This window comes from Streptomyces sp. NPDC058691 (assembly GCF_042714775.1).
In the GTDB taxonomy this organism is placed as follows: domain Bacteria; phylum Actinomycetota; class Actinomycetes; order Streptomycetales; family Streptomycetaceae; genus Actinacidiphila.
The window spans coordinates 98846-122681 of the sequence record NZ_JBHXSO010000022.1 but is presented as its reverse complement, the minus strand read 5'-3'; the positions used below and the strand labels follow the sequence as shown (position 1 = coordinate 122681).

At 69.6% G+C, this 23836-nt stretch carries 18 protein-coding genes; 8 read left to right on the top strand and 10 right to left on the bottom strand.

Translation table 11 applies throughout. The features are described 5' to 3' along the window. Nucleotides 1-4 precede the first annotated feature (4 nt). From ACFWVC_RS17940 to ACFWVC_RS17920, 5 genes are all read left to right on the top strand, one after another. Entirely contained in the window at nucleotides 5-499 is a 495-nt protein-coding gene (locus ACFWVC_RS17940; RefSeq protein WP_384286161.1) for a protein jag, read from the top strand. A gap of 127 nt (nucleotides 500-626) precedes the next feature. Then, nucleotides 627-1343, top strand: coding sequence for a 16S rRNA (guanine(527)-N(7))-methyltransferase RsmG (gene rsmG / locus ACFWVC_RS17935; protein WP_384286159.1), 717 nt, complete (start codon nucleotides 627-629; stop codon nucleotides 1341-1343). Nucleotides 1344-1606: 263 nt separating this feature from the next. Further along, nucleotides 1607-2656, top strand: coding sequence for a ParA family protein (locus ACFWVC_RS17930; protein WP_384286156.1), 1050 nt, complete (start codon nucleotides 1607-1609; stop codon nucleotides 2654-2656). Beyond that, on the top strand, nucleotides 2653-3768 hold the full coding sequence (locus ACFWVC_RS17925) for a ParB/RepB/Spo0J family partition protein (protein ID WP_384286154.1): 1116 nt from the start codon (nucleotides 2653-2655) through the stop codon (nucleotides 3766-3768). The genes ACFWVC_RS17930 and ACFWVC_RS17925 overlap by 4 nt, the downstream gene beginning before the upstream one ends. A 309-nt stretch (nucleotides 3769-4077) precedes the next feature. Continuing rightward, nucleotides 4078-4695: a GNAT family N-acetyltransferase gene (locus ACFWVC_RS17920; protein ID WP_384286151.1), complete on the top strand. Its 618-nt coding sequence runs from the start codon at nucleotides 4078-4080 to the stop codon at nucleotides 4693-4695. Nucleotides 4696-4761: 66 nt separating this feature from the next. Here ACFWVC_RS17920 and trxA read toward each other — a convergent pair whose 3' ends face one another. The 7 genes from trxA to ACFWVC_RS17885 all read right to left on the bottom strand — a co-directional run bounded on the left by trxA (nucleotide 4762) and on the right by ACFWVC_RS17885 (nucleotide 14128). Continuing rightward, nucleotides 4762-5091: a thioredoxin gene (trxA, locus tag ACFWVC_RS17915; RefSeq protein WP_319663357.1), complete on the bottom strand. Its 330-nt coding sequence runs from the start codon at nucleotides 5089-5091 to the stop codon at nucleotides 4762-4764. A gap of 48 nt (nucleotides 5092-5139) precedes the next feature. Next, nucleotides 5140-6123: a thioredoxin-disulfide reductase gene (gene trxB / locus ACFWVC_RS17910; protein WP_384286149.1), complete on the bottom strand. Its 984-nt coding sequence runs from the start codon at nucleotides 6121-6123 to the stop codon at nucleotides 5140-5142. Nucleotides 6124-6221: 98 nt separating this feature from the next. Continuing rightward, nucleotides 6222-7121 carry a hypothetical protein gene (locus tag ACFWVC_RS17905; RefSeq protein WP_384286147.1) on the bottom strand — a complete coding sequence of 300 codons (900 nt, stop codon included), beginning with the start codon at nucleotides 7119-7121 and terminating at the stop codon, nucleotides 6222-6224. Next, entirely contained in the window at nucleotides 7118-7810 is a 693-nt protein-coding gene (gene sigM, locus ACFWVC_RS17900) for an RNA polymerase sigma factor SigM (RefSeq protein ID WP_384286145.1), read from the bottom strand. The genes ACFWVC_RS17905 and sigM overlap by 4 nt, the downstream gene beginning before the upstream one ends. 18 nt (nucleotides 7811-7828) lie before the next feature. After that, the gene (locus tag ACFWVC_RS17895) at nucleotides 7829-9535 is read right to left on the bottom strand and encodes a serine/threonine protein kinase (protein ID WP_384286143.1); all 1707 of its coding nucleotides are present in this window, start codon (nucleotides 9533-9535) and stop codon (nucleotides 7829-7831) included. 122 nt (nucleotides 9536-9657) lie between these two features. Continuing rightward, nucleotides 9658-11709, bottom strand: coding sequence for a murein biosynthesis integral membrane protein MurJ (gene murJ / locus ACFWVC_RS17890; RefSeq protein ID WP_384286141.1), 2052 nt, complete (start codon nucleotides 11707-11709; stop codon nucleotides 9658-9660). Between the two features lie 34 nt (nucleotides 11710-11743). Further along, nucleotides 11744-14128, bottom strand: coding sequence for a DUF6049 family protein (locus ACFWVC_RS17885; RefSeq protein ID WP_384286138.1), 2385 nt, complete (start codon nucleotides 14126-14128; stop codon nucleotides 11744-11746). A gap of 161 nt (nucleotides 14129-14289) precedes the next feature. On the opposite strand from ACFWVC_RS17885, the gene ACFWVC_RS17880 reads away from it, so the two are divergent. Further along, nucleotides 14290-15708, top strand: a complete 1419-nt coding sequence (locus ACFWVC_RS17880) for a CCA tRNA nucleotidyltransferase (protein WP_384286136.1) — start codon at nucleotides 14290-14292, stop codon at nucleotides 15706-15708. 120 nt (nucleotides 15709-15828) lie between these two features. Here the strand turns inward: ACFWVC_RS17880 and ACFWVC_RS17875 are convergent, their stop codons facing one another. The 3 genes from ACFWVC_RS17875 to ACFWVC_RS17865 all read right to left on the bottom strand — a co-directional run bounded on the left by ACFWVC_RS17875 (nucleotide 15829) and on the right by ACFWVC_RS17865 (nucleotide 18978). Then, nucleotides 15829-17118 carry an MFS transporter gene (locus ACFWVC_RS17875; protein WP_384286134.1) on the bottom strand — a complete coding sequence of 430 codons (1290 nt, stop codon included), beginning with the start codon at nucleotides 17116-17118 and terminating at the stop codon, nucleotides 15829-15831. 100 nt (nucleotides 17119-17218) lie between these two features. Continuing rightward, on the bottom strand, nucleotides 17219-18301 hold the full coding sequence (locus ACFWVC_RS17870) for an inositol-3-phosphate synthase (protein ID WP_384286132.1): 1083 nt from the start codon (nucleotides 18299-18301) through the stop codon (nucleotides 17219-17221). Nucleotides 18302-18324: 23 nt separating this feature from the next. Further along, nucleotides 18325-18978 (bottom strand): helix-turn-helix transcriptional regulator, encoded by a 654-nt coding sequence (locus ACFWVC_RS17865; protein WP_384286130.1) that lies wholly within the window; start codon nucleotides 18976-18978, stop codon nucleotides 18325-18327. Between the two features lie 347 nt (nucleotides 18979-19325). Between ACFWVC_RS17865 and ACFWVC_RS17860 the strand changes: the two genes are divergently transcribed. Further along, complete coding sequence (locus tag ACFWVC_RS17860; RefSeq protein WP_384286127.1) at nucleotides 19326-22130, top strand: transglycosylase domain-containing protein; 2805 nt, start codon at nucleotides 19326-19328, stop codon at nucleotides 22128-22130. Between the two features lie 113 nt (nucleotides 22131-22243). Continuing rightward, nucleotides 22244-23809 carry a glycosyltransferase family 87 protein gene (locus ACFWVC_RS17855; protein ID WP_384286124.1) on the top strand — a complete coding sequence of 522 codons (1566 nt, stop codon included), beginning with the start codon at nucleotides 22244-22246 and terminating at the stop codon, nucleotides 23807-23809. Nucleotides 23810-23836 lie beyond the last annotated feature (27 nt).

Below are 23836 nucleotides of genomic sequence, written 5' to 3'. Positions count from 1 at the left end.
CGCCGTGACGGACGGCAACACCACCGACGCGCTGACCCGCCTCGAGCAGGAGGGTGAGATCGCGGCCGACTACCTCGAGGGGCTGCTGGACATCGCCGACCTCGACGGTGACATCGACATGGACGTCGAGGGCGACCGCGCGTCGGTCTCCATCGTCGGCGAGTCGTCGAGCCGTGATCTCAACAAGCTGGTGGGACGGGAGGGTGAGGTCCTGGAGGCGCTCCAGGAGCTCACCCGGCTCGCGGTGCACCGGGAGACCGGTGACCGCAGCCGGCTGATGCTGGACATCGCGGGCTTCCGGGCGCGCAAGCGCACCGAGTTGACGGACCTGGGCGTGAAGGCCGTCGAAGAGGTCAAGGGGAGCGGCCAGCCCGTGAAGCTGAGGGCGATGACGCCCTTCGAGCGGAAGGTCGTGCACGACGCCGTCGCCGCGGCGGGGTTGCGCAGCGAGTCCGAGGGCGAGGAGCCCGAGCGCCGGGTGGTCGTCCTTCCGGTCTGACCTCGCCCGGTTCCCGCGGTACTGGTACTCACTCGGCCCCGTCTGCTCGCAGGCGGGGCCGAATCTTGTCAGCCTGATGACGGTCTCCCACAGTCCTGGGGGCCCGAACTACGGAAGGACGGTTCTCGTGACGGAGGCAGCGGCGGAGCTTCCCCCGGCGCCCGAAGCGGCGCGGGAGGTCTTCGGAGAGCGTTTCGCGGACGCGGTGCGCTACGCGGAGCTGCTGGCCGACGCGGGGGTGCGGCGTGGGCTGATCGGGCCGCGGGAGGTACCCCGGCTGTGGGAGCGGCACATGCTCAACTGCGCGGTGCTCTCCGAGGTGATCCCGCACGGCGTCTCGGTCTGTGACGTCGGCTCCGGGGCCGGTCTGCCCGGCATCCCCCTGGCCCTGACCCGGCCCGACCTCACGATCACGCTCCTGGAACCGCTGCTGCGCCGGACCACCTTCCTTGAGGAGGCCGTCCGGCTGCTGGGCCTGGACAACGTCGGGGTGGTACGCGGCCGCGCCGAGGAGATGATCGGCAAGTTGCCCCCGGTGGATGTCGTGACCGCTCGCGCCGTGGCACCGCTGGACCGGCTGGCCGGCTGGGGGATGCCCTTGCTGCGCCCGCACGGAGAGATGGCCGTCCTGAAGGGGGATACGGCCGAGGAAGAGCTCAAGGCCGCCCGGGCCGCACTGAGCCGGCTCGGTGCCGCGGAGACCTCCGTGGTTCAGGTCGGTGAGGGCGTGGTGGACCCACAGTCCACGGTCGTGCGTGTACTCGCGGGGGAGAGCCCCGGCGGTGTCCGTGCCGCGACCCGGCGGGCCAAGGCCGCGCGGGCGGACCGTCGGCGGCATCGCTGAATGTGACGTTGGCGACATTGGCCGGTGTGCTCCATATAACGGGGCAAAGCCAGACAACCCGGAGTGTCGGATAGGAAACGGATGCGCGCCTGCGCATCGTGTTTCACGTGAAACGGCGCTCTCTGCTTCCAGGAATCCTCGGTCGAGCCCGCGCGGCGGCCGAATCGCTGACCCAACGGGCCTCGGAATCGCTCGCTCCGGCGAGCCGACCGGAGGATTCATCCACAGGAGAACGGGCCTCACTGGTTCGCGACCCCGAAAGCATGGCAGGCTCTGTTCATTGCGAGCTTGTAGTCGAGGAGAGTGAATCCTTGCGGTCCGACGCCAACATTGCGGGACCGATGGCCGATCCGGTCCCCGGTCCCCGTACCGAGCTGTTCGGGGAGGATGTTTCACGTGAAACACCGCCCCCGATGGATGACACCCCCATCGGCCGAGCCGCCCAACTGGCCGTCGAGGCTCTGGGGCGGGCCGGTGAAGGACTCCCCCGTCCGCCCGAGACCAGAGTGATCGTCGTCGCCAACCAGAAGGGTGGCGTCGGCAAGACCACCACGACCGTCAACATGGCGGCCTCCCTGGCCCTCCACGGGGCCCGGGTGCTCGTCGTGGACCTCGACCCCCAGGGCAATGCCTCCACGGCGCTGGGGATCGACCACCACGCCGAGGTGCCGTCCATCTACGACGTCCTGGTGGAGAGCAAGCCGCTCTCCGACGTCGTGCAGCCGGTCCCGGACGTGGAAGGGCTGTTCTGTGCCCCCGCCACGATTGACCTCGCCGGCGCGGAGATCGAGCTGGTGTCGCTGGTGGCACGGGAGAGCCGGCTGCAACGGGCCATCGAGTCCTATGAGCAGCCGCTCGACTACATCCTCATCGACTGCCCGCCTTCACTCGGTCTGCTGACCGTCAACGCCCTCGTGGCGGGTGCCGAGGTGCTCATCCCGATCCAGTGCGAGTACTACGCCCTGGAGGGTCTGGGCCAGCTGCTGCGCAACGTGGAGCTGGTGCGCGGCCACCTCAATCCCAAGCTGCACGTCTCCACCATCCTCCTCACCATGTACGACGGCCGTACCCGGCTCGCCTCACAGGTCGCGGAGGAGGTGCGCACCCACTTCGGCAAGGAAGTGCTGAGCACGAGCATCCCGCGCTCGGTCCGCATCTCGGAGGCGCCCAGCTACGGTCAGACGGTGCTGACCTACGACCCGGGGTCCAGCGGGGCGTTGTCCTACCTGGAGGCGGCGCGGGAGATGGCGATGCGCGGTCTCGGGAGCAGCAGTGAGTTCAGTGAACAGAGCAGGTCGGAGGGGATCCAGTGAGTGAGCGACGCAGAGGGCTCGGCCGTGGTCTTGGCGCGCTGATTCCTGCCGCACCGAGTGGTGCGGATCAGGCAGCCGCGACCGCGGTGGCCACGGCGGCGGCTGCGGCTGCTCCCGCTGTGGCGGTCCTGGCGCCGGAGCGGGGGATCGCGGTGGCGAAGGTGACCGCCCTCGCGGAGCACAGTGGGACCGTTGAGATCCCTGTTTCACGTGAAACGCAGGAGGGGGTCAGCGACCACGGGCCGGCTCCGGTGGCGGGAGCGTATTTCGCCGAGGTGCCGCTCGACGCGATCACCCCCAACCCGCGGCAGCCGCGTGAGGTTTTTGATGAGGACGCCCTTGCCGAACTCGTCGCCTCCATCAAGGAAGTCGGGCTCCTCCAGCCGGTCGTGGTCCGGGAGACGGGCACGGACCGCTATGAGCTCATCATGGGTGAGCGCCGGTGGCGGGCCAGCCGTGAGGCCGGGCTGGACCGCATCCCGGCGATCGTCCGCGCGACCGAGGACGAGAAACTCCTCCTCGACGCGCTGCTGGAGAACCTGCACCGTGCGCAGCTGAACCCGCTGGAGGAGGCTGCCGCCTACGACCAGCTCCTGAAGGACTTCGCCTGTACGCACGAGCAGCTGGCCGACCGCATCGGCCGCTCCCGTTCCCAGGTGTCCAACACCCTGCGGCTGTTGAGGCTCTCGGCGCCCGTCCAGCGCCGTGTGGCGGCCGGTGTGCTCTCTGCCGGGCACGCCCGCTCGCTGCTCGCCCTGGAGGACGTGGAGGACCAGGACAAGCTCGCCAGCCGGATCGTGGCCGAGGGGCTGTCGGTGCGTGCGGTCGAGGAGATCGTGCACCTGATGAACTCCGAGACGGCACCCGTCCGCAAGTCCGCGACGCCCCGGGCCGGGAGGCGGGTCTCCCCCGCTCTCACGGATCTGGCGCTGCGTCTGTCGGACCGGTTCGACACCCGGGTGAAGGTGGACCTCGGCCAGAAGCGCGGAAAGATCGTCGTCGAGTTCGCCTCGATAGACGATCTGGAACGGATCCTCGGTTCGATGGCCCCGGGTGAGAGCAACGCCCTCCAGCGGTCCCTCACCGAGGAGACCGACGAAGACGAGGAGTGAGCCCGGGCTCGCCCCCCGGCCGTACGCACCGGCCACCACGCGAAAGCGGGCCACATGCCCTTCGGGTATGCGGCCCGCTTTTTGCTGGGCCGTTGGTGTTGTCCGGTGTCGGACATGTCCTCCCGCGGATACGATGCCTACGAGATGGAGCACTACCCCCTGAGGTGGGAGGCCCATGCGATCGGTGCGGCGCGTTGGAGTGGAGCACGATTGGCAGACGGCCGCTCTCCTGGCCGCGGGGCTGGGACTGGGGGCGGTGGGTGGCTTCGTCGGCAGTTGGGTCCACGACAGAAACGAGGGTCTGACCTCATGGGGCGTCGGCTCGTTCCGCTCACTCTGGACAACCTCCCGGATCTCCCCAACCGCTGCCGCTCGTGCGTCTTCTGGGAACTCGACCCGGTAAGCGGTGAGGCTGCCGTCCAGGCCGGGAAACCGGAGCTGGAGAAGGAGGCCTGGATATCGGCCGCTCTCCTGGAGTGGGGGTCGTGCGGCCGGGTCGTCTACGTGGACGAGGTTCCCGCCGGCTTTGTGCTCTACGCGCCGCCCGCGTACGTGCCGCGTTCCACGGCCTTCCCCACGAGTCCCGTCTCCGCCGACGCGGTGCAGTTGATGACGGCGCGGATCATGCCGGGCTTCCAGGGTCAGGGACTGGGACGGGTGCTGGTGCAGACGGTCGCCAAGGATCTGGTGCGGCGCGGCTTCCGGGCGATCGAGGCTTTCGGCGACGCGCGCTGGGAGGAGCCCGCGTGCGTGCTGCCGGCGGAGCATCTGCTGGCGGTCGGCTTCAAGACGGTGCGCGCCCATCCCCGGTATCCCCGGCTGAGGCTGGAGCTGCGGACGACCATCTCCTGGCGGGAGGACGTCGAGTTGGCGATCGACCGGCTGCTCGGAGCCGTGCAGAAGGAACCCGCGCTGCGGCCCTTGTGACAGCGGAAAGGCCCGCTCCCCGGTGAGGGGGCGGGCCTTTCCGCTGCTTGCCGTCAGGCGGGTGTGTCAGCCGATGAAGTCGGACAGGTCGCGCTCGATGGCGGCCTTCGGCTTGGCGCCGACGATGGTCTTCACGACCTCGCCGCCCTTGTAGACGTTGAGGGTCGGGATCGACATGACGCCGTACTTGGCGGCGGTGACCGGGTTCTCGTCGATGTTCAGCTTGACGATGGTGATCTGCTCGGCGTGCTCAGCGGCGATCGCCTCGAGGGACGGGGCGATCTGACGGCAGGGACCGCACCACTCGGCCCAGAAGTCGACGAGGACGGGCTTGTCGCTGGCGAGGACCTCCTCGTCGAAGGTCGCATCGGTGACGATCTTGGTGTTGCCGGCCACGGCTGTCTCCTCGGGGTGTTGTGCGGGTACTTCGGTGGGGGGTGCAGGTCAGACGGCGGCGGTGGTCTGCTCGGGCTCGCGGGTGTGCTCGGCCTCCGCGTCGCTCAGGGCGGCGAGGAATCGCTCCGCGTCCAGGGCGGCGGCGCAGCCCGTGCCGGCCGCCGTGATGGCCTGCCGGTAGGTGTGGTCCACAACGTCGCCCGCGGCGAAGACGCCGGGGATCCGCGTGCGGGTGCTGGGGGACTCGACCTTGAGGTAGCCCTCGCCGTCCAGGTCGAGGATGCCCTTGAAGAGGTCGGTGCGCGGGTCGTGGCCGATCGCGATGAACAGGCCGGTCACCGGCAGCTCGGAGGTCTCACCGGTCTTGGTGTTGCGCAGCGTCAGACCGGAGAGCTTGCCCTCGCCGTGGATCGTGTCGACCTCGCTGTCCCAGATGAACTTGATCTTGGGGTCGGCGAAGGCACGCTCCTGCATGGCCTTGGAGGCCCGCAGGGTGTCACGGCGGTGGACCACCGTCACGGTCTTGGCGAACCGGGAGAGGAAGGTCGCCTCCTCCAGCGCGGTGTCGCCGCCGCCGATCACGGCGATCTCGTTGTCCTTGAAGAAGAAGCCGTCACAGGTGGCGCACCAGGAGACACCACGGCCGGACAGGACGTCCTCGTTCGGCAGCCCGAGCTTGCGGTGCTGCGAACCGGTGGTGATGATCACGGCCTTGGCGCGGTGCACGGTGCCCGCGGAGTCGGTGACGGTCTTGATGTCACCATCGAGGTTCACCTCGATGATGTCGTCCGGGATCAGTTCGGCTCCGAAGCGCTCGGCCTGGGCGCGCATGTTGTCCATCAGGTCCGGGCCCATGATGCCGTCGCGGAAACCGGGGAAGTTCTCCACCTCGGTCGTCGTCATCAGCGCACCGCCGGCGGTCACCGCTCCCTCGAAGACCAGGGGCTTCAGCGAGGCGCGTGCGGTGTACAGCGCGGCTGTGTAGCCCGCCGGCCCGGAACCGATGATGATCACGTTTCGGACATCGCTCACGGGTTCATTCCTCGTCTCTGTCTGCCAGCTGCGCCGGTGCCCCGGCGGGACTGTTGTATCCGCCTAACGGATACTACGGGCCCCGCATTCCCAGCGCTTCAGGGCTGACGAGGGTATGTCTCCTCGCGCAGGAGAGTGCCCGTTCCGGACGGCTTGGCGGACGCGCAGGAGGCATCCACGACGAAGGCGTCGACCAGTGACCGATCACCAGGATGGGGAAGGACGACTAGGTACGAGTCCGGCCCCTCGTCGGTGCCACGGCGGGATGCCAGCGGCTTGGCGTCGTCCGGACGGTCGATCGCCCGAAGGACGCATGCGGGCGGCACACCGTTGACGTCCATGAGCGGGCTCTGCGCGTTGGGCTTCCCCTGGATGCGGTTGGTCGCGGTGGCGGTCAGCAGCTCCTGCACCTGGGAGCGCAGGGGGTCGGTCGCTTCGCTCCGGTCGTCCGACTCTCCGGCGGCGGCTGCCGAGTCCTTGGTGTCGGCGGAGCTGCCGTACTGACCGGACGAGGTTTCCAGCAGGGCGGCGCTGAGGCCACCGAGCCCGAGCACTGCCATCGCTGAGACGGTGAGGACGAGCCCCTTGTGCCAGCGTCGGCGCGAGCGTGCCGCAGGACGGCCCGGACCGGTCGCGGTGCCGCTGTGACCGTCGGGTCCGCGCCCGGCGCCGGACGATGTTTCACGTGAAACAGGCGTCGCCCTCGTCACGGACGATGTTTCACGTGAAACATCGGGGGCGGTGGAGTCCAGGAGGGCTTCCGCGGCCAGGGCCGCGTCGATCCGGCCGGCGATGTCGGCGGGCATCCGGGGTGGCCCGGGGAGCGTCCCGAGCAGTCCGCGGATCTCCTCCAGCGAGGTGCGTACGTCGGCGCAGAGCGGGCAGCCGTCGAGATGGCCGCGGATGGAGGCGGACCGCTGGGGAGGCAGGATGCCCTCGGTGAAGTCCGAGATCTCGGCGACCTCGGGATGTTCGTTCGTTCCCGTCGGCGACGTCATTGATGTCCACCTCCGCCCTTCGTGATCCCGTGACCCGGCCCGGTCTCCGTCTCTGGGACGGATGCGTTCTCCGTCCGGTTCCTTCCCCCGCCGTGATCGGCGTTACCCCTGGGCCCGTCCCGCAGATGAGTGAGCAGCGGCAGCAACCGTGCCCGGCCCCGGGCGCATCTGCTCTTGACCGTTCCCGGCGGGACGTCCAGGACGGCCGCGGCCTCCGCCACGGGGTAGCCCTGCATGTCGACCAGGACGAGGGCGGCGCGTTGCTCGGGTGGCAGTGTGGCCAGGGCCCGCAGGAGTTCCCGATGGAGCTCCCCGCGTTCCGCGGGGGCCGCGGCCGACTCATGCGGTTCGAGCAACTCCTCGAACTGCTTCTCGTCGGTGACCGACGAGGTCCGGCGGGAGGCCGCCTTGCGGGCGCGGTCCAGGCAGGCGTTGACGGTGATGCGGTGCAGCCACGTCGTCACGGCGGACTGGCCGCGGAAGGTGTGAGCGGAACGGAAGGCGGAGACGAGGGCGTCCTGCACGGCGTCCGCGGCCTCCTCACGGTCCCCCAGGGTCCGCAGGGCCACGGCCCACAATCGGTCGCGGTGGCGGCGGACCAGCTCGCCGAAGGCGTCCGGGTCCCCCGCTGCATGGCGGGCGAGGAGGTCGCTGTCCGCGACCTCCTCGCCCGTGTTCTGCTTCGGCACGCTCCCCCCAGTTCTCCGCTAGCCGCTGACCTTGATCTCGGAGATCCGGCCGCGGTAGTTGCCCTGATCGGTGTGGGGGAGTTGGGTCAGCCAGACCAGGAGGTAGCGGGTCTTGACCGCCTCGCCCGGCTTGAAGGTCACCTGGCCCCCGGAGGCGGCGGCGACCTTGGTGAAGTCGTCGAGACTGGTCGGCATGGAGCCGGCGCCGGAACTCGCGGCCATCAGGTCGGCGCTGGTGTCGTCCCCTATGAAGTCGACCTTCACCTTGCCGACCTGCTGGACGCTGCCCAGATCGAGGATGATGCCGACGCCGGACTTCAGGCCGCCGAGGTTGGCCTGGGTGTACCAGCTGGTCTCCCAGAAGGTGGCCGCCTTGCCGTCATAGGCATTGGCCACGTCGCGCGGATTCTCCGAACCGTCGGAACCCAGCGGGTCGAAGTCCTTGGCCCCGGTGATGGAGATGGGCTTGCCGGACGTCAGCTGCGTCGTGCCGCTGGGGCTGTCGCTGCCGCCCTTGGTGTGGGAGGTGGTCGTGCCGCCGTCCTTGGACTGGTTCTCCCGGTCCATGAGCGTCTCCGCGACCTGCCAGCTGCCGAGACCGAGGGCGGCGATCAGAAGGGCCGACACGGACCACTTGAGGGCCTTCCCGGTGCGGCCGGTGAGGGCCGGGGGCGGGACGGCCGGCATGGCCGTGGTGGCGAGCGCCGAGGGACGGGAGGAGGTCTGGCGGTATGCGCCCTGCTGGTAGGTCGTCCGCGAATACGGGGCCGTGGACGGCTCCGGAGGGCGGATCTTGGGGGTGGCCGCGACCGCCTTCGCCAGTTCTTCCGGGGTGGCGCACGGACCCGGTTCGCGGGACGCGGTGGCGCCGTCGTTGACGAGCGCGCGCATGGCGAGCTCGGACAGGCCGCGGTGGATGCCCGCCCGCACCTTGTCCGGGGCGACGAGACCGACGTCCTTGGGGAGTCCGCTGAGCCCGTACGCGTCCTCCGTGTAGGGCCAGCGCTGGGTCAGGCACGCGTACAACAGGGCGCCGATCGCCTCGGTGTCCTCACGCTGCGGGCGCTCGGAGGAGATGCCCCGCAGCGCGGCGGCGACGGCCAGACCGCGGATGCGGTACTGGCCGGCCTCGGTGCGGAGCACGGCGTCCGGGTTGAGCCGCAGATGCGACAGGCCCTCGCGGTGGGCGGCGGCCATGGCCTGGGCGACCTGGCTGACCATCTGGTAGGCCTCGTGCGGCTCCAGCGGGTCGGCGGCGATGAGCTCGGTCAGCTCACGCGCGTCGGGAAGCCACTCATGGATGACATAGACGACGTCGTTCTCTTCGACGGCGTCGAGGACCTGGACGAAACGGGGGTCGCCCAGCAGCGCCGCGGAGCGGGCCGCGGCCAGCACCGGGCGGGCACGGCCGTGGTCGGCGGGCAGGATGTGGATGCCCACGGCGCGGCGGAGCTTCTCGTCGAAGGCCTTCCAGCTGCTGAAGCCGTCGACGCGGGTGAGGCAGTCCTCCAGGCGGTAGCGCCTGGCGAGCTTGTGGCCGCTGTGGAGCTCCGGCGGCGCGTTCCTGGTCGGTGCTGTCTCCTCGGGGAGGGTCTGTTGCGGTGCGTCCTGCTCTTCGCTCAGGTCGGTCGCCTCGTCGGCAGTGGCACTGTCCGCGTGAGCGGTGAGCTGCTTGTCGCCGCTCTCGTTGGCCACTCCGACGGCAGCCGTGCTCCGTTCCGCCACCGTCGTTCCTGCCTCCCCATCCGTTGCAAGATCTGACAACACAGCCAAGGACAATTGTGCCAACAGTCCACCGCTATGCACGACACGCGGGAGCGGGCGATGGTTGCCCCGCGGCCCTTGAATCAGCGGCCCAGCCGGCCACGGACCATGCCGACCATGGCCGTCAGCTCCTCGATGCGCATGCGCTTCGCGGCGATGAAGAAGACCCCGCCCAGCACCACGCCGCCGAGGACCAGTGACAGCAGTGAGACGGCGGCGCCGTGGCCCAGCGAGTGCGAGACACCGTAGACGACGGCCCCCGCGGCGGCCGCGGCGGGGATGCTCGCACCGAACAGGCGGGCGTAGGTGCGCACCACGCGCTTGCCGTCGATGTCGCCGCCGAGCCGGTGGCGCAGCCGCTTCACCGCGACGCCCACGCCGATCGTGTAGGCCAGGCCGTAGCCGGCGGCCATGCCGACGACCGCCCAGCGGGCGGGCAGCAGGAAGTAGCACAGCGCCGCCGCCACCGCGTTGCACGCGGCCACGATCACGGTGTTGTAGAAGGGGGTGCGGGTGTCCTCGTACGCGTAGAAGCCGCGCAGGACGATGTACTGCACGGAGAAGGGGATCAGGCCGAGTCCGAAGGCCATCAGGATGAAGCCGATGTTCAGGGCGCCGCTGCCGGATCCGCTGTAGAGCAGGGTGGTCATCGGGACGCCGAGCGCCAGGAAGGCGAAGGCGCACGGCACGATGGCCACGCCCGAGGTGCGCAGGCCGTAGGAGAGGTCGTCACGGACCGCCGCGGCGTCGCCGTCGGCCGCGGCGCGGGAGATCCGCGGCAGTACGGCGGTCATGACGGAGACGGTGATGATCGCCTGCGGCATCTGCCACAGCAGGAGCGCGTAGTTGAAGCCGGTGATGCCGGTGCCCTCCTGGCCCGCCTTCTCCGCCGCCGCACCGGCCGCCGTCGCGAACTGGGTCAGCACGATCATGCCGATCTGGTTGGCGAGGACGAAGAAGAAGGTCCACTTGGCCAGCCGGGCGGCATGCCCGAGGCCGTGGCCCCGCCAGTCGAAGCGGGGGCGGATACGGAAGCCGGCGTCGCGCAGGTACGGCAGCATCGACAGCGCCTGCACGGCCAGGCCGAGCAGGGTGCCGATGCCGAGCAGCCGGGCACCGTCGGGGGTGATGGTCGCCGAGCTGACCCCGGTCGTGGTGAAGGAGCCGAAGGCCCAGATGAAGGCGCCGAAGGTGGCGATGGTGACGATGTTGTTGAGGACCGGGGTCCACATCATCGCGCCGAACCGGCCGCGGGCGTTGAGGATCTGGCCGAGTACGACGTGCACGCCCATGAAGAACATCGTGGGGATGCAGTAGCGGGCGAAGGTGACCGCGACCTCGAACCTGACCGGGTCGGAGGCGATGTCGTGGGACATCGCCTGGATGAAGACGGGGGCCGCGACCACACAGATCGCGGTGACGACCGCGAGGCCGGTGACGACCAGGGTGAGCAGGCGGTTGGCGTAGGCCTCGCCGCCGTCCTCGTCGTTCTTCATGGCACGGACGAGCTGCGGGATGAAGACGGCGTTGAGCGCGCCGCCGCCGACCAGGATGTAGATCATCGTGGGCAGCGTGTTGGCGACCTGGTAGCCGTCGTTCAGGGTGCCGACGCCGATCGCGGCGGCCATCACCAAGGTGCGCAGGAAGCCGGTGAGCCGCGAGACCAGGGTGCCGGCCGCCATGACGGCACTGGACTTCAGCAGGCTGCTGCCGCGGCTGCCCGCCTTCGCCTGCACCGGTTCCACCACGGGCTCCGGCTCGGGAGCGGGCGGCTCCGGGTCGTCCCGGAAGAGGTGAGCGTAGGCGTCCGGCTGGGGGGCCTGGGCGCCGTGCTCGTCGGGGGCGTACGAGACGAGCTCGTCCACGCCCACGTACCGCGTGGCGGCGTCGTCCGCGTAGGGCATCCGGTAGGGCTGGTGGCCGTAGGGCCGGCCGTAGTCCTGGGCCGGGTGCGCGGTGCGGTCGTACAGCGCCTCGTCCACCGGATCCTGCGCGGTGGGGTCCTGCCGCTGGTACGGATCGCGGGCATAGGTGTCCTGCAGATACGGGTCGGGCACGGCGGGGGGCTGCCCGGGCTGGGCGGGGAACCGCTCCCCCGCTTCCCGTTCGCGTTCACCGTCGTACGGCGCGTTCATCACTGCCCCACCTCATCGGCCCCTGACTCGCTGACTATCGGTCCACCTTCTCACCCGTCCCGGACGGGTCCTTACTTTGCGCGGCGGTGTCCGCCGCCGGGTCACCCGGCTGCCCGGGCCCGGCGCCGTCCTGGGCATTTCCGGTGCCCTTCGCGGTGCCGTCGGCGGTGTCCTCCTCCGCGTCTTCCCCGTCCCCGTCGCCGTCATCGCCGTCATCGCCGCCGTCCTCGACAGCGGCACGGCGCTTGCGCTGGTGATACATCCGTACGCCGGCGAGGACAAGCAGCAGCAGGCCGGCGGCGATCACCAGCATGACGGTGGAGGTGATCGAGGTGACGTCCACCGTGAAGGTGATCGGCTTGCCGTAGGCGACGTGGTCCTTGGTGTACAGCTGCGCGGTGATGGTGTTGAGGCCGTTGCGCGCCGCCGTCGCCGCGAACTTCAGGGACCGGGTGTGGCCGCCCTCCACCGTGACCGGCTGCGGGGCGCCCGGGTCCATGCTGTTGCCCTGGCTGGAGCTGAGCTCCAGCTCCAGGCCCTCGATGGTCTGGCCGAGCTCGTTCTTCACGGTCACCGGGATGGTGCCGCTGCGGCCGGAGAGGGTGAGGGTACCGGTCTTGGGGAGGATCTGGACCAGCCCCATGAGATCGGAGAGGTACACGCCGATCGCCGAGCGGAAAGAAGCGGCCCTCCCGGGATTCCCGCGCCACTCGGTGGACATCGACCGCAGCAGCGCCGTCGTGAAGGGCGTGGTCACCCGGTCCTTGCGGCTGAGGATGACCAGGAAGCCGTTGAGCTTGGCCTGGGTGCTCTGGATCTGGCGGAACGCGTCCGTGCTCAGCTCCCGCTTGCGCAGGCTCGCCGGGTAGGCGCCGGCGCGGGGCACCGTGCGGTTGGCCCGGGGATCCGGGGTGGCCTTGGCGGCGTCGGAGAAGTCGGCCGTCTCTGCCCAGGCGCTGGACTCCACAGAGGTGATGGCCTGCGCCATGGCCTGGGCCTGCGAGGCGCTGGGCATGCGCTGTGGGGCGACGACGATGCTCCGCTGCCGGTCGGGCGCCTGCATCGTGATCATGAGCGTCTGGGAGACGAACCTCTGGATCGCCGAGGTGGCGTTCCCGGCCCGCATCATGTCGCCCTCGAAGCCCTTGGAGAGCCCCGCGTCGGCCACCACCGCGGTCGTGCCGCCCCCGATGGGACGGGCGGAGGTGGGCGTGTAGCTGGGCTTGCCGGGCTCACCGAGGCTGTCGCTGCGGGCGATGACCTTGTCCGCGCCCGCCGAGGTGGCGACGTCGACGATGGAGGGGTCGACGGCGCCCTCCACCGGCCAGGCCACATCCGTGGCGGGCGTGATGTGCAGGACGGTCTCGAAGGTGGTGGTCGCCAGCTCGGTGGCGGTGTTGAGGTGGGCCAGGGTCCCGGCGACGTTCTTGCCGTGGTGCGCGATCGAGGCGATGTCCGGGTCGGAGAAGGGCAGGGCCACCACCTCGTCGCCCGTCAGGGCGGTCTTCAGGTCGGTCAGCCAGCGCTTGGCGTCTTCGGTCCCGGTGCCCGAGGTGGTGTGATCGAGATCACCGCCCGGACCGGCCACCTGGTAGCGCCGCGTCATCGCGTCGACGGTGGCGATCAGGTCCGGGTCGACCACCCAGGTGACCGGGAGGTTCCTGCCCAGGGTCACCAGCTGCTGCAGCCGCCCTCCGGGAGCCAGGTCGCGGGCGAGGTGGTCGTCCAGGAAGATCGGGCTCTGCTGGTCGTCGCCCTCACTGCGCACGGCCAGGTGGGGACGGTCGATCAGCGGCCACAGGAAGGTGTAGCGGGTGCTCTTGGCGTTCGCGGTGCTGTACCAGGGCAGGAACGTCCGCTCCATGCCGAGGATCTGCCGGTAGCCGGTGGCCCGGGTCTGCCCGGCGAGGGAGACCCCCAGCTGGTAGACGCCGTCGGCACCCAGTTGCAGGTCCTTGACGGGGACCTTGAGGGTGAAGGACCGGCTCATGCCGGCCGACAGGTCCTTGACGGCGGCCGAGTGACCGGAGATCTCGTAGCCGTCGACACCCGGACTGTACGCGCCGCGCCCGGCGGCGGTGGCGATGGCGCTGCGGCTGGTGAGCGGGCCGCCGGGGGCGATCTCCACGCCCAGCTCGGCGCCGCTGACGGTCTGCTTCCCCTTGTTGGTGACCGTGCCGGTCAGCGTGAGGGTGTCGCCCTTGGCGGGGACGGTGGGGGACAGTGAGTCCACCGACACGTCCACGCCGTTGGCCGAGGAGTCCGCGTGCGCCGCGGGAGCCGTCTGGGCCTGGAGCAGACCGGCGAACATCGCCGCGCCGACGAGCAGTGCCGCCGCTCGACGCAGCCTCGTACGGGCCGGAGCTGTCCCAGGGTGCTGTGCCGCCTCGCCCACGCGCTGGCCGTCCCTCGTCGTCATCGGATGTGCGTCCTGGAATGGTAACGATGCTCGATGAGTCGAAGTGCTGTGGTGGGGCCACAAGATCGGCACAATGACGGCCGAGGTCCGGTCCGTGGCGATCATGGGACGACACTAAACCGGTCTGCCGTAGGGCGCACGGGCACGTACCCTGTTCTGTTGTGCCGAATGCCAACAACGCCCCCCAGACCCTGAAGCCGGCGCCCGTCATCGCGCCGGTGGCCGAGGAACTCGGCCGCCGCTTCCAGGACGCCGGATTCCGGCTTGCCCTCGTCGGCGGTTCGGTCCGCGACACCCTGCTCGGCAGGCTCGGCAATGATCTGGACTTCACCACCGACGCCAGGCCCGACCATGTGCTGAGGATCATCCGCGGCTGGGCCGAGGCGGTCTGGGAGGTCGGCATCGCCTTCGGCACGGTCGGCTGCCGCAAGGACGGCTTCCAGATCGAGATCACGACCTACCGCTCCGAGGCCTACGACCGGACCTCCCGGAAACCGGAGGTCTCCTACGGCGACACCATTGAGGAAGATCTCGTACGCCGGGACTTCACCGTCAACGCGATGGCGGTCGCGCTGCCAGACCCCGAGTTCGTCGACCCCCACGACGGCCTGAGCGATCTCGCCCAGCGGGTGCTGCGCACACCGGGCACCCCGGAGGAGTCCTTCTCCGACGACCCGCTGCGGATGCTGCGCGCGGCGCGCTTCGCGGCGCAGCTGGACTTCGAGGTGGCCCCCGAGGTGGTCACCGCGATGACGGAGATGGCCGACCGCATCGAGATCGTCTCGGCGGAACGGATCAGGGACGAGATCAACAAGCTGATCCTTTCCGACCACCCGCGCAAGGGTCTGCGTCTGCTGGTCGAGACGGGCTTGGCCGATCGTGTGCTGCCGGAGCTGCCGGCCCTGCGGCTGGAGAGTGATGAGCACCACCGGCACAAGGACGTGTACGAGCACACGCTGACGGTGCTCGACCAGGCGATGGCCCTGGAAGCCGACGGCCCGGACCTCGTGCTGCGTCTGGCGGCGCTGCTGCACGACATCGGCAAGCCGCGGACCCGGCGTTTCGAGTCCGACGGGCGGGTCTCCTTCCACCACCACGAGATGGTGGGCGCGAAGATGACCAAGACCCGGCTGACGAAACTCAAGTACCCGAACGAGACGATCAAGGATGTCGCCCGGCTGGTCGAGCTGCATCTGCGCTTCCACGGCTACGGCACCGGCGAGTGGACCGACTCCGCGGTACGCCGTTACGTCCGCGACGCGGGCTCCCAGCTGGAGCGGCTGCACAAGCTGACCCGCTCGGACTGCACCACGCGCAACAGCCGTAAGGCCGCCGCCCTGTCGCGTACGTACGACGGGCTGGAGGAGCGCATCGAGCGGCTGAGGGAGCAGGAGGAGCTGGACGCGATCCGGCCCGACCTGGACGGCAACCAGATCATGGCGATCCTGGCCATCCCCGCGGGTCCGCAGGTGGGCAAGGCTTACGCCCACCTGCTGGAGCTGCGGCTGGAGCACGGTCCGCTCGGCCAGGAGGCCGCGGAGAAGGCTCTCAAGGAATGGTGGGCCGCGCAGAGCGTCTGAGCGTCGCGGGCCGGGAGACGGTCGAGGTGCCCGGAGGGGGCCGTGTTTCACGTGAAACACGACCCCCTCCGGCATGACGGGTCGGATGTTTCACGTGAAACATGGCAATGGCCCCGTGTTTCACGTGAAACGGAGCGGAGTGCGGGCAGTGCCCACCGCCACCGCGGCGTAGATCAGAGCCAGCGCGATCAGCAGGACGGAAGAGCGCCCGTCAGGCGGCAGGATCAGCGCGCAGACGGCCGCCGCACCGACGAAGGCCACATTGAAGAGGACGTCGTATAGGGAGAAGACCCGGCCGCGGTAGGCGTCGTCGATCGAGGACTGGACGACCGTGTCCGTGGCGATCTTCGCTCCCTGGGTGGCGATTCCGAGGACGAAGGCGGCCACGAGTATCGGGATCGGACGGAAAGGGAGTCCCAGTCCCGGCAGCAGGACGGCGGCCGAGGCCGCACAGACCGTGATCCAGCCGAAGGTGCCGACACGTCCCGTCGACCACGGGGTGATCACCGCCGCCACGAAGAACCCCGCCCCGGACGCGGCGACCGCGAGGCCCAGCAGCGCCAGCCCGTCCCCGCCGGAGTCGCCACTCGAGCCTCCGGTGGCCCATGCGTACCGGCACAGCATGAGCACCGTCACCGTCAGTCCGCCGTAGCAGAAGCGCATCGCCGTCATCGCGGCCATGGCGCGTGCGGCTCGTGGGCGTTCCCGCAGGTGCCGCAGCCCGTGCAGAAGGCCGCTGAACGTGCTGCGCAGGGCCTCACCGACCCGCGGCTGGACCCGGGCGGGATCGGGGCCCAGCAGGTCCTTCCCCAGCGTCAGGGAGGTCAGCCCGGCCGACAGGTAGACCAGCGCCGCCAGAAGCACCACCAGGGCGTCGGATGTCCGGCCCTCGGCGACCCCGAGGTGGATCAGGAACGCCGCCCCGCCGCCCACGGTCGCCGCGAGGGTGCCCGCGGTCGGTGAGAGCGAGTTCGCCATCACGAGGCGGTCGCCGTCCACCACACGCGGCAGCGCGGCCGACAGGCCGGCCAGCACGAAGCGGTTGACGCCGGTGACCGAGAGCGCCGACAGGTAGAAGAGCCAGTCCGGCACCCGGAGCAGCATCAGGACGGCGGTGCCGACGGAGAGCAGTGCCCGCAGCAGGTTGCAGTAGAGGAGCACCTGCCGGCGCCGCCAGCGGTCGAGCAGGACGCCGGTGAAGGGTCCCAGGAGTGAGTAAGGCAGCAGCAGCACCGCCATGGCGGAGGCGATGGCGGCCGGCGAGGTCTGCTTTTCCGGGGAGAACACCACATAGGCCGCCAGCGCCACCTGGAACACCCCGTCGGAGAGCTGCGACAGGAGCCGTACCGCCAGCAACCGCCGGAAGTCACGGAAACGCAGCAGCAGACGGAGATCACGTACTACGGGCATGCGCACAGCCTCACACGCCGCACAGGCCCCCGGGTGTCATACCCGGGGGCCTGTGCGGTCGCGTCATGCGACGGGGGGTGAACGGTGGCTGAACCGCCGATCAGCGGTCGACCTCGCCGCGGATGAACTTCTCCACGTTCTCGCGGGCCTCGTCGTCGAAGTACTGCACCGGCGGGGACTTCATGAAGTAGGAGGAGGCCGAGAGGATCGGGCCGCCGATGCCGCGGTCCTTGGCGATCTTCGCGGCGCGGAGCGCGTCGATGATGACGCCGGCGGAGTTCGGGGAGTCCCAGACCTCGAGCTTGTACTCCAGGTTCAGCGGGACGTCACCGAACGCGCGGCCCTCAAGGCGGACGTAGGCCCACTTGCGGTCGTCCAGCCAGGCCACGTAGTCCGAGGGACCGATGTGCACGTTCTTCTCGCCCAGGTCGCGGTCCGGGATCTGCGAGGTGACGGCCTGCGTCTTGGAGATCTTCTTGGACTCCAGGCGCTCGCGCTCGAGCATGTTCTTGAAGTCCATGTTGCCGCCGACGTTCAGCTGCATGGTGCGCTCGACGATGACGCCGCGGTCCTCGAAGAGCTTGGTCAGCACGCGGTGCGTGATGGTGGCGCCGACCTGGGACTTGATGTCGTCGCCGACGATCGGCACGCCCGCCGCGGTGAACTTGTCCGCCCACTCCTTGGTGCCCGCGATGAACACCGGCAGGGCGTTGACGAACGCGACCTTGGCGTCGATGGCGCACTGCGCGTAGAACTTGGCGGCGGCCTCGGAACCGACCGGCAGGTAGCAGACGAGCACGTCGACCTGGCGGTCCTTGAGGATCTGGACGATGTCCACCGGCTCCTCGCCGGACTCCTCGATGGTCTGGCGGTAGTACTTGCCCAGACCGTCCAGGGTGTGGCCGCGCTGGACGGTCACGCCCGACTGCGGCACGTCGCAGATCTTGATGGTGTTGTTCTCGCTGGCACCAATGGCGTCGGCCAGGTCGAGGCCGACCTTCTTGGCGTCCACGTCGAAGGCCGCCACGAACTCGACGTCACGCACGTGGTACTCGCCGAACTGCACGTGCATGAGGCCGGGCACGCGGCCGGCCGGGTCGGCGTCCTTGTAGTACTCGACACCCTGCACCAGCGACGCGGCGCAGTTGCCCACGCCCACGATGGCTACGCGAACCGAACCCATTCCGGTTGCTCCCTGTGTGATCGTCACGCGGATCCCCGGTCGCTGCCGGGTTCCTCGTCGTTTTCCTGTTGGTTGTCCTGCTCGGCGTCGGAGGACGGAGTGGACAGGGGCGGCCTGCCGCGCCCCGCCCGCTCGGTCTCGATCAGCTCGTTCAGCCAGCGGACCTCGCGCTCCACCGACTCCATGCCGTGCCGCTGCAACTCGAGCGTGTAGTCGTCGAGCCGCTCACGGGTGCGCGCGAGGGACGCGCGCATCTTCTCCAGGCGTTCCTCGAGGCGGCTGCGCCGCCCCTCGAGGACACGCATCCGTACGTCCCTGGACGTCTGGCCGAAGAAGGCGAAACGAGCAGCGAAGTGCTCGTCCTCCCATGCGTCCGGTCCGGAGTGGGCGAGCAGTTCCTCGAAGTGCTCCTTGCCGGCCGCCGTCAACCGGTACACGATCTTCGCCCGCCGGCCGGCCAGCGGCGCCGCGAGCGGATCGGACTCGGGGCCGGTCTCCTCGACCAGATAGCCCTGAGCGACCAGTGTCTTGAGGCAGGGGTAGAGGCTCCCGTAGCTGAACGCGCGGAACACACCGAGCGAGGTGTTGAGCCGTTTCCGCAGCTCATAACCGTGCATCGGGGATTCGCGCAGCAAGCCAAGGACGGCGAACTCGAGAATGCCCGAGCGCTTGCTCATGCCCTCTTCCCGCCTCCGTCCTTGCCGTCGTCGCCTCTTATCTCGCCGCGATGTATCGGCTCGATACATCGTGACGATAGAACGCCCAACCGGGACCCGCAAGGTGCCCCACGGTGACCGACGTCACATCGGGAAATCTGCACAGCGTCAACCGCCCCTTATGTGATGAACATCGGGCTAGCGCGTCTTTTGACCCTGCGTACTCTGTTCGCCATGCAGAGCACCGGGAACCGTGGGGCACGAGTGAGCGTCCTTGTCCGTGGTGCAGTGCGGCCAACGCACGCCGGGGGGACCGGAAAACCACTGCCGCTTTCAGGCGATTCCGCCTGTCCTAGGAGTAGCTGTTCATGAGCGAGCACCGTCGCAAGCCGCAGCAGACGCCGCCCGGCGGCGGCCGCGCAGCCGCCCGGCGCGGCGCGCAGCAGCAACCCCCGCCGCCAGGAGGCCGGCGGGAAGCGCCGCCATCGCAGTCGTCGTACGGTACGCGTGGAGCCGGTCCGGCCCAGGGCGCGGGCGGCGGGCCGCGCCCGCCGCAGCCCCGCCGGGACGGCGCGGCCGGGGGCCAGGGCGGACGCCCGCCCGCCCCCGGGCAGGGCGCACGTCAGAGCGCCGGTCACGGCGTGGGCCCGGGCACGGGAGCGGGTCAGGGAGGACGCCGGGGCGGGGGCGAGCCCCCCTACCAGGGGCGTGCCGCCGCGCGTCGCGCTGCCCAGACCTCGCAGAAGGGTGGCCGGCGCCGCACCGCGGGAGCGGGCTCGGGCGCGGGTGCCGGGGGCGGACGCGGCGGCGGCCAGCCGCCGAAGAAGCGCATCATCGACTACCCGCGCTGGGGCAAGGACGGCTGGCAGCGCTGGATGCCGTCCTGGAAGCTCGTCTCGGGACTGTGCCTCTTCTTCTTCGGCAGCATGGTCGCGGCAGCGGGCATCGGCTACGCGATGGTGGGCATCCCCAACGAGAACACCGCCGCCAAGTCGCAGAACAACGTCTTCTACTGGGCGGACAAGTCCCGCATGGTGGCGACCGGCACCGGCGCCAACCGGCAGAACGTCACCCTCGCCGAGATCCCCCAGGCCATGCAGTACGCGGTCATCTCGGCGGAGAACAAGACCTTCGAGAAGGACTCCGGCGTCGACCCCATGGGTGTCGGCCGGGCCCTGTTCAACATGGCCAAGGGCGGTGACGCGCAGGGTGGTTCCACGATCACCCAGCAGTACGTCAAGAACACCTACCTGAGCCAGGACCAGACCGTCAGCCGGAAGTTCAAGGAGCTTTTCATCTCCATAAAGGTGGGGACGAAGCTCAGCAAGGACGAGATCCTCCAGGGCTACCTGAACACCTCGTACTACGGACGCGGCGCCTACGGCATCCAGGCAGCGGCCCAGACCTACTACGGCAAGGACGCCGAGAAGCTGACGCCCAGCCAGTGCGCGTTCCTCGCGGCGCTGCTGAAGGGACCCACGTACTACGATCCGGCCGGCAACACGAGCACCGACAAGATCGCGACTCCGGAGGCCAACCGGAAGAACTCCGAGGAGCGCTGGCGCTGGATCCTCGGTGAGATGTACAAGGACGGCCACCTGACCAAGGCCGAGTACGACAAGGCCGTCTCCAAGTACCCCATGCCGCAGGGCCTGAAGGCCACCAAGGGCATGACCGGCCAGGTCAGCTATCTTGTGGACACCGCCAAGAACTACGTGCTCAGCCACTCCAAGATCAGCCGGGCGGAGCTCGACCAGGGCGGCTACCAGATCTACACGACCTTCGAGAAGCCGAAGGTGGACGCGCTGTCCGAAGCGGTCAAGAAGATTGAGAAGGAGAACCTCAATCCGAAGAAGCGCGAGAAGGACAAGTACGTCCAGTTCGGCGCGGCCTCGGTGAAGCCGAACGACGGCGCGATCGTCGCGATCTACGGCGGCGCCGGCTTCGAGAACAACCACTTCACCAACAACGCCAACACCTCGGGTGTACCCGTCGGTTCGACGTGGAAGCCGTTCGTGCTCGCCGCGGCCATGGAGTACGGCACCTACCGCAGCGACGGCGAGGGCATCTCGCCACTCAGCAAGTACAACGGCAACGACCACCTGAGGGTCAAGAACAACGACGGTAGCGACGTCCTGAAGAAGGACAACACGCCCTTCTATCAGGAGAACGAGAGCAACTACCCCTGGGGCTACATCACGCTGCGCAAGGCGATGGAGCAGTCCATCAACACACCCTTCGTGCAGCTCGGCATGGACGTCGGCATGGACAAGGTGGCCTCGGTCGCCGAGAAGGCCGGAATCCTGAAGGAGTCGCTGGCCGGCCGGAACGCCTCGTTCGCCCTGGGCACCTCGACCCCGAGCGCCGTCCGCATGGCCGACGCCTACGCGACCTTCGCCGCCTCGGGCAAGCACGTCGAGCCGTACTCGGTGACCTCGGTCAAGCAGGGCGGCGTGGACGTACCGGGCTTCGCCAAGCCGAAGCCCACCGAGGCGATGCCGGCGGAGGTGGCGGACAACGTCACCGACACGCTGCAGAACGTGATCAAGAACGGTACCGGTAAGAACGCCCTGGCGCTCGGCCGGACGGCGGCCGGCAAGACCGGTACGACCGACAGCAACAAGTCGGCCTGGTTCGTCGGCTACACCCAGCAGCTGTCGACCTCGGTCGCGATGTTCCGTGAGAACCCGAAGAGCCACACTCTGCTCTCGATGAACGGCACGGCGGGTGTCGAGTCCATCCACGGTGGTGACATCCCGACCAAGGTCTGGACCGAGTACATGGAGTCGGCGCTCAAGGGCACGCAGGACACGCCCTTCCCGAAGCCGGTCAAGATCGGTGACATCCACGACGAGCTGGGCGCCCCCTCGTCCCCGAGCCCGTCCGTCTCGTCCTCGCCGACCCAGAGCGCGAGCTCGACGCCGACCCCGACGATCACGCAGCCCACCCAGACGCCCACCAGCACGCCGACCGAGACCTGCAACCAGTTCTTCGGCTGCCAGGACGGCGGCGACGGAAACGGCGGCAACGGCAACGGGGGCAACGGCAACGGGGGCAACGGAAACGGCGGCAACGGCGGTGGCGCGGACGGCGGGGCATCCACCACGCCGAGTTCGACCCCTTCCTCCAGCAGTAGCAGGGGCGGCGGTCTCCTCGCAGAACCCAACGGCTGAGGGCCGTTCCGGGCTCGCCCGGAGGGGACCACACCCGCATCGATCCGCGGCCGTTCGCGGCGGCGTGGGGATTGGGACAGCCCCCGCTCAGCCGCGTAGGGCAGGATGTCCGCATGACGAGCGTGCGCGAAGACCACCACCGGGAGGCCGGGGCGGCCGAGGAGGCCCGGGAGGCCGAGGAGGTCGTGCCTCCGACGGGGGAGGACCCGGTCGCCTGGGCCGGGAGCGAGGTCATCGGGGGGCCGCTCGGGCGGTTCGCCGCGGTGGGGCGCAGCGGGTGGTGGAACCCGCTGCGGGTGATCGTGCTGGTGGCGATCGGGATGTTCGCGCTCGGCATGGTGCAGAAGGTGCCCTGCTACAACAGCGGCTGGTTCTTCGGCGCGAACGCGCAGTACAGCCACGCCTGCTACTCGGACATCCCGCACCTGTACTACGGGCGCGGTTTCGCCGACGACCTGGTGCCGTACTTCGACCACATCCCGGACGCGGTCTCCGGCGGCATGGGCTACCTGGAGTACCCGGTCCTGACCGGCGTCTTCATGGAGGTCGCCTCCTGGCTGACCCCGCACGGCGGCACGATCCAGCACCGTGAGCAGATCTACTGGCTGGTCAACGCGGGGATGCTGATGGTGTGCACCGCGGTCATCGCGGTCTGCGTGGCGCGCACCAACCGCCGCCGCCCCTGGGACGCGCTGCTGGTCGCGCTGGCACCGGCGTTCGCGCTGAACGCGACGATCAACTGGGACCTGTTCGCGGTGGCCCTCACCGCCGCCGGGATGATGCTGTGGTCACGCAGCCGCCCGCTGGCCGCCGGCATCCTGATCGGCCTGGCGACGGCCGCGAAGCTGTACCCGGTGCTCCTGCTGTGGCCGCTGCTCGTACTGGCCCTGCGGGCCGGAAAGCTCAAGGCGTGGGGCGTCGCCCTGGCCGGCGCGGCGGGTGCCTGGCTCGTGGTGAACCTGCCGGTGGCGTTCCTCGCCTGGGACGGCTGGTCGCGCTTCTACGTCTTCAGCCAGGAACGGGGCGTGGACTACGGTTCCTTCTGGCTGATCATCACCCAGCAGACGAACATCTCGCTCGACCGGAGCGTGGTCAACTTCTACGCCGCGGCGCTGACGGCGCTGCTGGCGGTCGGGATCGGCCTCCTGGCGCTGTGGGCCCCGCGGCGGCCGCGCTTCGCCCAGCTGGCCTTCCTCGTCGTCGCGGCCTTCATCCTGACCAACAAGGTCTACTCACCGCAGTACGTGCTGTGGCTGGTGCCGCTCGCCGCGCTGGCCCGGCCGCGCTGGCGGGACTTCCTGATCTGGCAGGCCGCCGAGGTCGTGTACTTCCTCGGCATCTGGTTCTACCTGGCCTACACCACGGGCGGCGGCAACAAGGGGCTGCCGATGGAGGGCTACCACCTCGCCATCGCCGTGCACCTGCTGGGGACGCTCTACCTGTGCGCGATCATCGTCCGCGACGTGCTCTTCCCCGAGCGCGACCCGGTCCGCCGGGACGGCTCGGACGACCCCTCCGGCGGTGTGCTGGACGGGGCGGAGGACAAGGTCGCCCTGGGCCGCTCGGGCCACCATGCGCGCCACGCCGCCCCGTTCGCCGGTCCGGAGGCCGCGTACGGGCCCGGGGCGCCGGTCCAGCAGCCCGTGCAGTGGGGCGTGGACGGGAATCCCCCGGCCTGACCTCCGCGGCGCTCCTGAGGCCCTCGC